Genomic DNA, 11,606 nt, shown 5'->3' with positions numbered 1-11,606 from the left:
AATGATTTTTGCAGCCAATTTAAAATGCAATCATACAAGAGCTAGTTTTAGACTTTACTCACGAATTTTAAACCAAGCTTTAAAGAAAAAAAATGAAGAAATTTTCGTCTTCCCGCCTAGTGTGGCTTTCTTAGAAGACGAACTGTATTTCACACAAGGGGCACAAAATTTTTATCCTTGTGTCAATGGAGCTTTCACAGGAGAAATAGGTAAAGAGCAGCTAGATGAATTTGGAATAAAAAGTGTTTTAATTGGACACTCTGAAAGAAGAGTCTTAGGTGAAAATGTAGAAGCTAAATTTGATTTTGCTGCGAAGCAAGGCTATACTATTATTCTTTGCATAGGAGAAAGTTTAGAAGTAAAAAATTCTAAACAAACAGAATCGTTTTTACAAAAACAAATTCAAAAGATAGAAAGCAATTATGAAAAACTCATTATCGCTTATGAACCGATTTATTCTATTGGTACTGGTATGAGTGCAGATCTAAAAGATATTGAAAAAATACTAGAATTTATAGCTTCTTTAAGTAAAGCAAAACTTCTATACGGCGGAAGTGTCAATGAAAACAATATAAAAGAAATTCTTGGTATCAAACATTGCAATGGAGTTTTAGTAGGTTCTGCAGCATTAAAAGCAGAGAATTTTTTAGCATTACTCTCTAAAGCTCATTTTTAATACATTAAATGAAATCAGCTTTTACAAGCTATAATTTCTATTTCAATCTTTGCATCTTTTGGTAAGTCTTTTACAGCAAAAGCTGAACGTGCTGGATAGGGAGGAGTAAAAAATTCAGCATAGACTTCATTAAAAGCCGAAAAATCTTTCATATCAGTTAAAAAACAAGTGCTTTTAAGAACTTCGCTCAAAGAAAGTTTGTTTTCTTTTAAGATAGCTTCGATATTCTTTAAAACCTGTCGTGTTTGCTCTTTTATATCCTTGCTTTCAATTTCACCTGTTTGTGGATTAATTGGAATTTGTCCAGAAACAAATAACAATCCCTCTCCCTGACGATAAGCTGAATAAGGACCTATAGGTTTTGGATAGTTTGACACGGCATCTCCTTTTGTTTTTTAATCATTATAACCAAAAGAATATTAGTGAGTCTTAAAAAGATTTAAAATCCTATAAGACAAACTTTTCATAAAGCTTTTATTCGAACATTGAAGTAAATATTCAACAAGTTCTTTACGTCTAAACATCACAGCAAAAGCAAAAGGTGTCATTCCTAAACCATTATTTTCGTCGATATTTGCACCATTTTCGATCAAGAGTTTTGCCATATCTATATAACCCTTGAAACAAACTCCAGCTAAAGGAGTTTGACCTCTATCGTTTTTTTCATCAACCCTTGCCCCATTTTCCAAAAGCATTGCAGCTGTTTTCAAGGAGTTATGATAAGCTGCAAGCATTAAAAGAGTGTCACCTTTATGAGTTTTTAGATTGACATTAAGCCCTGTTTTAATCATTATCTTTAAATTTTCACATTCATCATTTCTTGCAAAATTAAAAGCCATTTGTCCAAGCTCTAAAACTCTTTTTTCTTCTTCCTTGCTGAAACCTATAGAGTTCATCTATTCTCCTTCATTTTTATAACCTATTTATTTAAAGCTTTTTTAACCCCATTTGAATACTCTGATGAAATTTTCTCAAAATGAGACAAAGCTCTATCAATAATTTGCTGCTCCACTCCTTCCATAGACGTTGCTAAATTCTCAAAAAGCTGTTGCTTTTGTTCTGGTTTCATTAAATCAAACAGAGCTCTTGGTTGAGTATAAAAATCCTCATCAAGTGGAGCATATCTTTGTGCTTTATTTTCTATCGCCAAATCAGGCTCAAGAAAACTTTTTTCTTCTTTTGGACTCTCACTATAAGAATTTGGTTCATAATATGCTTTAGCATTTTTATATTCATCAAAATTCATAGCACCTGCAACATTGTAAGTATTTACCTCGCTCTTGGCACGGTTGACAGGAAGTAAGTGATAATTTGTCCCTATACGATACCTTTGAGCATCTGCATAAGAAAAAATTCTCCCTTGCAACATTTTATCAGGACTAAAACCAATACCAGGAACTATATTGCTTGGTGCAAAAGCGGCTTGTTCCACTTCGTTAAAATAATTTTCTACATTTTTATTTAAAACTATTTCACCAACATCAATCAAAGGTACAATACTATGTGGCCAAACTTTTGTTAAATCAAAAGGGTTAAAACCTAACTTATCAACCTCATCTTCTGCTAAAACCTGAATTTGAAAAGTCCATTTTGGAAAATCGCCTCTATCAATAGCTTCTATCAAATCTCTTTGATGACTTTCTCTATCCTTAGCAATTATATTTTCAGCTTCTTTATTGCTTAAATTTTTAATGCCTTGTTGTGTTTTAAAATGAAATTTTACCCAGAATCTCTCCCCTTTTGTATTAAGAAGACTGTAAGTATGACTACCAAATCCGTGCATATGACGGTAACTTGCAGGAATTCCTCTGTCGCTCATCAAAATGGTTACTTGATGCAGACTTTCAGGACACAATGACCAAAAATCCCAAGCAGCATTATTACTCCTTAAATGTGTTTTTGGATCTCTTTTTTGAGTGTGAATAAAATCAGGAAATTTATACGGATCTCTGATAAAAAAAGTTGGGGTATTATTACCTACTAAATCCCAGTTTCCTTCTTTAGTATAAAATTTAATCGCAAAACCACGAACATCTCTTTCAGCATCAGCAGCACCAGCTTCACCTGCAACAGTTGAAAATCGCATAATCAATGGTGTCGTCTCTCCTTTTTGCAAAACTTTTGCCTTAGTATATCGCGATATATCGTGTGTGATTCTAAGTTCTCCATAAGCGGCACTGCCTTTAGCATGAACTGTCCTTTCTGGAATTCTTTCTCTATTTTGACGAGCAAGTTTTTCAAGTAAGATATAATCTTGAAGCAAAAGCGGTCCTTTTGCACCAGCACTTAAAGAGTTTTGATTATCAGCAACGATATTACCAAAATCATTTGTCAATTTTTTCATAATTTTCCCCTTAATGGTAAATTTTTATTGATAAAAATTATATTATTAAAATAATAAAAAATTTATTAAAAAATAAATATTATTATATAATATTATTCTTCTCAAATATAATATTTCATTTAATTTTTTACTATGGAATCTATTTTTAATTTAAATTTATAATTCTAGACTAAAATTATTTAGAGAATTCTGAAATTGCAATTTCTATTTAGTTAAAGTACATTTTAATATATTCTTGTGATCACTTTGTAAAATTAAAAATATCTACAGTCTCTATCAGCTGTTTGAAAAGAAAAATTTAAAAATGTTTATTAATTTGAATTAATTCTTTATTATCTATAAATTTTATAAACTGTACTCAATTTGAATCTATTGATTTATTTTTCATTACTATCATAGATAAAAAATATCTCGGTGATATCTTAAATTTACAATTCTTAATTTTATTTGCTTTTTTGTTAAAGATACAATGATATTATAAAATCTTACATAAAAACTGATTATATAATTGCGAGAGAATCTTTTTAATCAATTTCTTTGAAAAATGTTCCATAGATATACAAGAATTCTTTTTTTCTAACATTCTAAAACAAAAATCTTTCTATTTTTCAGCAGGAAAATGTACAAATGAAATATAGTGAATACGAAATGCCAGAACAATTTTCTAGCATTTTAGTTAAAGAATTTTTTAAGAGAACTGAGCTTTAATTTGATTTACCCAAGCATCTATTCTGCTTTCAGTTTGATCCTCTTGATTGTCATTATCAAGTGCTAAACCAACAAATTTACCATCTACAACAGCATCACTTGATTCAAAATTATATCCATCAGTTGAAACCTGACCGATTAAAGAAGCTCCTGCATTCTTAAGATTTTGAGCAAGCTTTCCCATACCTCCACAAAAAGTATCAGAATAACTTTCACTATCTCCCATTCCAAAAACAGCAACTGTTTTTCCACTTAAATTCAAAGCAGAAAAATCAAAGCCATCCCAATCATCTTGTAAATCGCCACTACCCCAAGTTGAAGTTCCGCAAATAATTTTATCATAAGAATTAATCTTATTTGCATCAATATCTGCAATATTAAATACATCATCAATTCCAAGTTTTGAAGCTATTGTATTTGCTGCACCTTCGGTATTGCCCATAGCACTTCCATAAATAACCGCTACTGACATCTAATCCTCCTTATAACTTTAATATTTAGATTACAAAAACTGATTCTAGCACAATTTTGTTTAAATAATATGAAAAATTTTTAATTCTATAAATTTTTATCTTTGATGTATTCTCGAAAAATTGTAAGACTTTAAAATCTAAAATTAGCAAATTAAAAAATGATTTTAAAGTATCAAATTATAAAAATTCATTGAATAGAATCCTTCAAAATACTATCAAATCTTAGGACACGAAAATTCTTTGTCCAAATTAAATACTTTACAATACTCACAATAAACACAACTCACACTTCTTTTTGCACACACAAGAGGGATCTTACGTTTTTTTGCTTCACTTTTAATCTTTTTCATTGTATTATGATTAAGAAAGCTTGTAAGCATTACTATACATTCTGTATCATTTGGGATAGGTTTACGGTTCACACGATTTTCATTTCTTGCATCCCAATGTTCTATTTTATTTGCTCCTAAATTTTGTAACACAGCTCTAATAGGAGTAATCTCATCTGCACCGATAACTAAAACCGACATAAGTCTTCCTTTCAAAAAAATATATGAGGATTATAATAAAAAAAAATAAATTTATTTTGAAATTTATTATCAATAATAAAAAAATAAATTTTTCACTTCTTCTTGTGCAATATATAAAGAGTCGTATGCCATAAAACTAAAAAAATAAAAAACAAACAAAGCTGTATTTAGAGAGATTAATAAGAACTGTTAGTATTGAGAAAGAAAATTTCAAAGAATGACTTTGAAATTTTTTCTGTTAATTTTCTTCTTCAGTATTATATTTTAAAAGAGCTATAAAGCGATAAAACATATGCACAAATTTAGAATAAGGCATCATCACAAAAAAGGCTAAAACACAACTAAGATGAAACCAAAGTACAAAAGCAAGATAGGCACTTTCTTTTAAAAACATTAAAACAAAGCCTGTAAAACTTACTAAAAAAAGCATAAAAATAAAAGCATAGTCCATTCCTACACTTTCTTTATCTACTAAATTTTTATCACTTATAAGTTTTAAAACAAAAAGTCCTAAAGTACCAATACAAAGCATAATACCACCAAGAACACCGAAAATCTTAGGAAGCTGTGTAATATCATAAGGAGCTACAATACCTAGAAAATGATGGTATATTGCTCCTAAAGTTGTAGCAATAAAACACAAAGCAAAACCATATGCTGTACAATGATGATAAACTTTTCTCATAAGAGAACGTTTTTCATTAGGATAAGTACAACCTTCATTTTTATGTCCGCCAAGGTATTTAAGGGTTAGAACATCTTTAACGCTTTGCAAAAAAACTCTTAAACTAAAACAACTAAGTCCTATACTACGACTAAATTTCAACACAGCTCCAGCAAGAGCCAAAACAACCAAAAATGATACTATACTAAAAACACTCACCATATATTCATAAGAAACGATAGCAAAGAAATTTCCATTCGCCTCCAAAGAATCGGTAGAAGAATTTGCAAACCAAAAACCTAAGAACAAACAAAGCACTAAAACAAGACTAGTTAAAAAAGCATTCCTTTGAAAAGCCCAGCCAAGAAAACTTGGAAAAGCATATTTCTCATAGCTTTGCTGTCTTAAGGCTGCAAACTGCTTAGGAATAGATACATTAAATTCGTGCGGTGGGGCATATTGGCAGTCATAATAACATTCTGAACACTGATGGCATAAATTTGCCAAATAATCCAAGTCATTAAAAGAAAATTCGCGTTTTTTCTCCATAGCTGGAAAAACGGCACAAAGACCTTCGCAGTAGCGACAAGAATTGCATATTATACAGGATTTTTTTGCTTCTTCATAAATTTTTGTGATTTTCATTTTTTCTCCTTTAATAAATTCACAGCATTTTCCCCTGCTAAACGTCCAAAAACGCTTCCTATACTCATACCAAATCCAGCTACATATCCTTGAGTTAATATATTTCCAGCCATTATCTCTCCTGCAGCAAAAAGATTCTCAAAAAGCTCTCCATTGTCTCGATAAATTCGAGCATTTTTATCTACTTTCACCCCCATATAAGTAAAAGTTACTCCGGGACGCAAGGGATAACAGTAAAAAGGTGGAGTGTCAATCCTTAAAGCCCAATGTGTTTTTTCTATTTTTAAACCCTTGGTATGGCAATTATCTTGTATAGTATGGTTAAACTCACCATCTACAACACTTTTATTGTATTCTTCTAAAGTTTTACATAAGGCTTTTTCATCTAAGCCTATTTTCACTGCTAATTCTTCGATAGAATTTGCAACAATAGGTTCAAATAAAGAAGGCATATAACATTTTTGCACCTTAGAGTCAGTAATAGAATAAGCAATTTGATCTTCTTCATTTGCCACTAAACGACCCCAAATAGCATAACGTTTAGGCCAAAAATCTTCACCTTCATCATAAAATCTTTGCGCACTTTTATTAACTACTATGCCTAAAGAAACGCAATCTACACGCGAAGCAATACCGCCGTCGTATTTTGGTGTACGTGCATCAATAGCCACCATATGTCCTTGAGTAGGATCGCCTATAATCTGAGCTTTAGCATTTTGCAAAGCTTTAAGCATTTTGCCCTCATTAAAACGTGTTCCGCGAATAATAAAATTCCTTGCCTTTTCACCCCAAGCACTTTCAAGCCATTCTAAATTCGATTCAAACCCACCACTTGCGACTATAAAAGCTTTAGCTTTAATTTGTACTTTTTGATTTTGTTTCTTGTCAAGAACTACAATTTCTTTACAAAATCCATTTTCCATAACTAAATCCAAAGCTTCAAATTCATAAAAAATTTGCACCCCTAAATTGTGCGCGGCAGTAAAATACGCATTAACTAAAGATTTTCCACCTCCTAAAAAGAAAGCGTTTGTGCGTCCTAAATGCAAAGTCCCACGCATAGAAGGTTGAAAACGAACCCCGTGTTTCTTAGCAAATTCTACAGCTTGTGGCGTACGCGAAATAACAAAACGGGCATACTCTTCGTTAGTCTGTCCTTTAGTTACTTTAAAAACATCTTCAAAAAACTCATCTTCACTATAATTTTCTACTAAGACATCAGTAGGTGCATCGTGCATAGAACGCAAATTTCTTGTATGTTGAGAATTTCCACCTCGCCACTCTTTAGGCGCACTTTCTAAAAGAGCTATTTTTAAAGCTCTATCCTCACTCGCTGCCGCAATGGCTGCACACAAAGCTGCATTGCCACCCCCTATAACTACTACATCAAAATTCATCTATTTTCCTTTCTGTTTTTTCATAAATTCCATTTTTTTTTAAAAAGTATTAAAGCAGAGACAAAAGAACAAAATGCAGCAAAAGTAAGCCAAAATCCCGGTGCAGCTGGATTGTTCAATTTCTGAGTTAGAAAAGTTGAAATTGCCGGAGTAAAACCGCCAAAAATAGCTACTGTAATAGAGTAAGAAAAAGAAAAACCTAAAGCCTTAACATTTGGTGGCATTATTTCACTTAAAGACACTACCATTACTCCATTATAAGCTCCAAAAAGAAAGCTAAACCAAAGTTCTGTAAAAACTAAATTCTTAAAAGAAATATTATGAGCAAGAAAAACAAGCACAGGATACGCACTTATCACACCCAAAACAGTCATTAAAAGCGCAATTGGTTTTCTGCCTATTCTATCACTCAAATACCCAGAAATAGGAAGCCAAAAAAGAGAGCTAAGACCTATGATAACAGTTATTAAAAAACTTTCAAGCTGGGAAAAATGTAAAAATTGATTGACATATGTTGGAGTGAAAGAAGTAAGGAAATAGAAAGTAACTGTTGTCATCATCACAAACATAATGCTAAAAATGACAGTAGTAATGTTCTCTCGAATGCTTTCAAAAATACTCGAAAAAGTTAGCTGATTGTATTTGTTTGCGTGTTTAAATTGAGGGGTCTCATCTAAAATGCGACGAATATAAAAAAAATAAGGCACAATCAAACAGCCTAAAATAAACGGTATTCTCCAACCCCATTCTTGCATTATAAAATCTCCAACTAAATAATGCAAAGCTACACCAACCATTCCAGCAAAAATAGTAGCAATTTGTTGAGAACCACTTTGCCAAGATACATAAAAACCGCGTAAATTCTTAGGTGCAATCTCGGCTAAATAGACGCTCACACCGCCTATTTCAGCTCCTGCAGCAAAACCTTGCAGCAAACGTCCTAACAACACAATGACAGGTGCCAAAATACCTATACTTTCATATCCAGGACAAAGCGCAATGCTCACGGTTCCAATTGCCATAATAGCAAGCGTTACAATCAAACCATTTCTCCTCCCATACTTGTCCATATAGGCTCCGAGTACAACAGCTCCAAACGGCCTCATCAAAAATCCTGCACCAAAAACAATAAAACTTTGCATCAATGAAATAAATTCATTTTCAGCAGGAAAGAAAATTCTTGCTATAAAAACAGCATAAAAACCATATATTGCAAAATCATACATTTCTAAAAAATTTCCGCTTGTTACGCTAAAAATAATTTTAACATCTTTATTTGTGCGGAATTTCATCTCAAATCCTTTTGGACTGTTTTATCCTAAAATATTTTTTAAATATTTTACTCCAAAATGTTTTTTATATCCTTAAAGCATTTTTTAAATTGCATATTTAAAACTCTAATTAATATTTAGTTATAAAATTAAACTCAAGAAAATAAAAAACATAAGAGACAGTGCAATTGACTGCTACTACATATCTTATAGACAAAAGGATGACTGAATTTAACAGATAAAAAATTAAATATCTTTTAATGTCAATCCGACAAGAACCTTTTCACAACCAAATAGAATAATTTTCAATCCTTAAAGAATATTTGACAGTCTAATAAACTGTATTGCTTACTTAGGTATTACAAATACTGTGCAATAAACTCGTGTAATGGATTATTGATTAAGACATTGAAAAAGAGATTTAAAGTTCATTCTTTATATCAAAGCTAAAAAACTCGCTTTTAAAATCATTTGGTAAAGCTTTGTATTGAACTAAAGCCGGTTCATAATTTTGCACTTCGTGGTAAAGTAATCCTAATGCCGCTTTGCTTTCTTTATTGCTCGGATCGCTCACTCGAGAAAGCTGCAAAAGTGCTATTGCAGAATTTGGATTCTTCGCACCTATAGCAGCTACTGCTGCTAAAAAAAGTGTTTTTGAATCTTCATTTTTATAATCATCTATTAAGGAATTATACAAAGCATAAGCTTCTTCGTACTGTTGGGCAAAAATATCCATATAAGCTAAAGTTTGCACTATATCCTCATTTTTTACATCAGTAGTATTTAAAAGTTCTTTAAATTTTTGTCTTTCTAAATGAAGCAAACCTGCAATATTCATTATAGAAACATAAAATTCTTTTGCTATATTTGCTCCTCCAAAAACAGAACGATAATCAAATGTGAAACTTTGAAAGTAAATTTGAACATTTTTAGCATATTCTTTAATGTCAAGGTGGGAATTAAGAGAATTAAAATACAAGATATTTGTTACAACATCTTGAGGAAGTTGCTCTTTTAATTTAGCAATTTTAGAATCAACTTGATTATTTAAGCCATTGTTTTTTGCAATAATAGCCTCAAAAATAAGACTTAAGGGAGTATCTCTTTTACTCTCATCTAAATACGGTAAAGTAGAACTATAATCTCCATTAGCCAAAAAAATCATAGCCTTTTGAAGAGGAGCTTTAAAATTGGTATCAGCAACAATATTTTCCAAAATTTCATTGTAAAATTTGTTTGTGTCAATGTCGCTTAATTTAGCACAGAGCATTGCAAATGCCGCAGCAAGATAATTTTTAGGATTAAGATGATACGCACTTGAAAAATGTCTGTATGCGAGATTATAATTTTGAAGCTGCGCGTAGGTCAGGGCGAGATTATAATGTAAAATACTGTGTTCTGGATACTCTTTGAGAAGTTTTTGGAATTCCTTATTAGCAAGTTTAAGTTTTTGGTTTAAAGCTTGATTAATGATTTGAGCCATTTTCACATTAGCTGATGATAGAGCTTTACTTATAGACAAATAATTTCCAGTATCTACACTATCATCAACAAAGTCAGTTACATTCGCCTTTTTAATATAAAGCAAAGCTTGTTTGGAATCAAAAACTTCATAAGGAGCAAAATAAAAAAGTATGTCAAATTGGTTTTTTTGTTTTTTTAATATATCTTTTAAAAAATTATCTTGAGCAATTTGTATATTAAACAAATTTTTGTTTAATCCGACTTTGATTTTGTGCATATCTAAAATCTGATATTTGTCTTTATCTGCTTTGTAAAAACCGTTTAAACGTGCCATCATATCTTGATACTGCCCTGTTTTCATATCAATCAAAGTCAAGGCGGCAAGACTTTTATTAAAATCTCTGTCGATTTTTATTGCTGTGTTTAATGCTGTTTTTGCTTCATCATACTGTCCCATTCTAGCATACAAAAGTCCCAAACTTAAACTTGATTCAAAACTCCCTTGCTTACGAAGTTGCTCAACAGCTTTGGAATCAAAACCCATCTTCGCATAAATCTTAGCAGAAAGATATTTTGCTGTATCAGCATAAGGCTTTATATTTGTTTTTTGAAACATTTGCAAAGCTTCAGGATAATACCCTTTATAATAATTTATAAGGCTTAAGTAATATTCATAAAGCTTTGATTTACCTTCCTTTGGAAGATATACACTTGCTAAGTCGATATAATATTTAAATTTTTCATAATCATTGAGCTTTAATGAACACACAGCAGCATTAATAGCAGAAACACTTTGATTTTCTCCATTAACAATAGCCTTTCTAAAACTCTCTAAAGCCTCTTTAAAACTCCCTTCTTCCATCTGTGAAACACCAAGATTGTAATTTGATAAAGACTCATTATACACAGCAATTTGCTGATAAACTTTTAAGGCTTGTTCTACCTCACCTTTCAAATATAAAGTGTTTGCTTTTTTTATCATTGCATCAATCTTACTTGTGTCATCATTATATTGATATGACTCATCAGGCAAACTTACAACCTGCTCTTTAGGTTTTGTTGCTACAATATCGACTTGTATATTGTCTTGAGTAAAACTAAGATAAAATAATGTAAAAGTCAAGATACAAATGATACTCAAAGAAAGTCCAATAAGAGACATAAATTTACGATCTTTATACCAAGCTTTTTGTTCTTCAAGTGGCTCTTCAGGAGTACTTGTTTCTTCTTGCATACCCTCACGTGTAAATTTAAAGCCCTCGTTACTCTTTTCTTGTTCAGATAATTCTTCAGGTAAAGAGGTAATTTCATCATCTTCTGGTGCTTGACCAGCTTGCCCTTGAAATTCTCCTAAACTTTCATCGAGTCTTTCTTGTTCCAAACCTTCATTTTGGGATTGCAGTACTATATCTTCTTGTTCTTGAGCCATTTTAT

At 31.4% G+C, this 11,606-nt stretch carries 10 protein-coding genes; 1 reads left to right on the top strand and 9 read right to left on the bottom strand.

Features of this window, described 5'->3' with window-relative positions:
• Nucleotide 1 precedes the first annotated feature (1 nt).
• Nucleotides 2–676, top strand: coding sequence for a triose-phosphate isomerase (locus tag OQH62_RS05295; RefSeq protein ID WP_266014841.1), 675 nt, complete (start codon nt 2–4; stop codon nt 674–676).
• A 14-nt stretch (nt 677–690) separates the two neighbouring features.
• Here OQH62_RS05295 and OQH62_RS05290 read toward each other — a convergent pair whose 3' ends face one another.
• The 9 genes from OQH62_RS05290 to OQH62_RS05250 form a co-directional block, all read right to left on the bottom strand.
• A complete protein-coding gene (locus tag OQH62_RS05290) occupies nt 691–1,053 on the bottom strand; it encodes a RidA family protein (protein ID WP_266014838.1) in 363 nt (120 codons plus the stop codon).
• Between the two features lie 42 nt (nt 1,054–1,095).
• A complete protein-coding gene (locus OQH62_RS05285) occupies nt 1,096–1,572 on the bottom strand; it encodes an ankyrin repeat domain-containing protein (protein ID WP_266014835.1) in 477 nt (158 codons plus the stop codon).
• Nucleotides 1,573–1,595: 23 nt separating this feature from the next.
• The gene (locus OQH62_RS05280) at nt 1,596–3,020 is read right to left on the bottom strand and encodes a catalase (protein ID WP_266014832.1); all 1,425 of its coding nucleotides are present in this window, start codon (nt 3,018–3,020) and stop codon (nt 1,596–1,598) included.
• Between the two features lie 688 nt (nt 3,021–3,708).
• Nucleotides 3,709–4,200 (bottom strand): flavodoxin FldA, encoded by a 492-nt coding sequence (gene fldA / locus OQH62_RS05275; RefSeq protein ID WP_266014829.1) that lies wholly within the window; start codon nt 4,198–4,200, stop codon nt 3,709–3,711.
• Nucleotides 4,201–4,416: 216 nt separating this feature from the next.
• Nucleotides 4,417–4,731 (bottom strand): DUF2325 domain-containing protein, encoded by a 315-nt coding sequence (locus OQH62_RS05270; RefSeq protein ID WP_266014826.1) that lies wholly within the window; start codon nt 4,729–4,731, stop codon nt 4,417–4,419.
• Nucleotides 4,732–4,969: 238 nt separating this feature from the next.
• A complete protein-coding gene (gene tcuB, locus OQH62_RS05265) occupies nt 4,970–6,040 on the bottom strand; it encodes a tricarballylate utilization 4Fe-4S protein TcuB (RefSeq protein ID WP_266014823.1) in 1,071 nt (356 codons plus the stop codon).
• Entirely contained in the window at nt 6,037–7,437 is a 1,401-nt protein-coding gene (tcuA, locus tag OQH62_RS05260; RefSeq protein WP_266014820.1) for an FAD-dependent tricarballylate dehydrogenase TcuA, read from the bottom strand. The genes tcuB and tcuA overlap by 4 nt, the downstream gene beginning before the upstream one ends.
• Nucleotides 7,438–7,457: 20 nt before the next feature.
• Nucleotides 7,458–8,729 carry a tricarballylate/proton symporter TcuC gene (gene tcuC / locus OQH62_RS05255; RefSeq protein WP_266014817.1) on the bottom strand — a complete coding sequence of 424 codons (1,272 nt, stop codon included), beginning with the start codon at nt 8,727–8,729 and terminating at the stop codon, nt 7,458–7,460.
• 400 nt (nt 8,730–9,129) lie between these two features.
• On the bottom strand, nt 9,130–11,601 hold the full coding sequence (locus tag OQH62_RS05250) for a tetratricopeptide repeat protein (protein ID WP_266014814.1): 2,472 nt from the start codon (nt 11,599–11,601) through the stop codon (nt 9,130–9,132).
• Nucleotides 11,602–11,606: the final 5 nt, after the last annotated feature.

It is taken from the genome of Campylobacter sp. MIT 21-1684 (assembly GCF_026241315.1).
Lineage (GTDB): Bacteria > Campylobacterota > Campylobacteria > Campylobacterales > Campylobacteraceae > Campylobacter_D.
Note: the sequence above shows the minus strand (reverse complement) of the source record. Positions and strands in the feature narration are given on the sequence as shown.

What these genes read in the sequence shown, in the direction of transcription:
- OQH62_RS05280 (WP_266014832.1), bottom strand. Translation starts at nt 3,020, where the DNA reads ATGAAAAAATTGACAAATGATTTTGGTAATATCGTTGCTGATAATCAA.
- tcuC (WP_266014817.1), bottom strand. Translation starts at nt 8,729, where the DNA reads ATGAAATTCCGCACAAATAAAGATGTTAAAATTATTTTTAGCGTAACA.
- OQH62_RS05270 (WP_266014826.1), bottom strand. Translation starts at nt 4,731, where the DNA reads ATGTCGGTTTTAGTTATCGGTGCAGATGAGATTACTCCTATTAGAGCT.
- fldA (WP_266014829.1), bottom strand. Translation starts at nt 4,200, where the DNA reads ATGTCAGTAGCGGTTATTTATGGAAGTGCTATGGGCAATACCGAAGGT.
- OQH62_RS05285 (WP_266014835.1), bottom strand. Translation starts at nt 1,572, where the DNA reads ATGAACTCTATAGGTTTCAGCAAGGAAGAAGAAAAAAGAGTTTTAGAG.
- OQH62_RS05250 (WP_266014814.1), bottom strand. Translation starts at nt 11,601, where the DNA reads ATGGCTCAAGAACAAGAAGATATAGTACTGCAATCCCAAAATGAAGGT.
- tcuA (WP_266014820.1), bottom strand. Translation starts at nt 7,437, where the DNA reads ATGAATTTTGATGTAGTAGTTATAGGGGGTGGCAATGCAGCTTTGTGT.
- OQH62_RS05295 (WP_266014841.1), top strand. Translation starts at nt 2, where the DNA reads ATGATTTTTGCAGCCAATTTAAAATGCAATCATACAAGAGCTAGTTTT.
- tcuB (WP_266014823.1), bottom strand. Translation starts at nt 6,040, where the DNA reads ATGAAAATCACAAAAATTTATGAAGAAGCAAAAAAATCCTGTATAATA.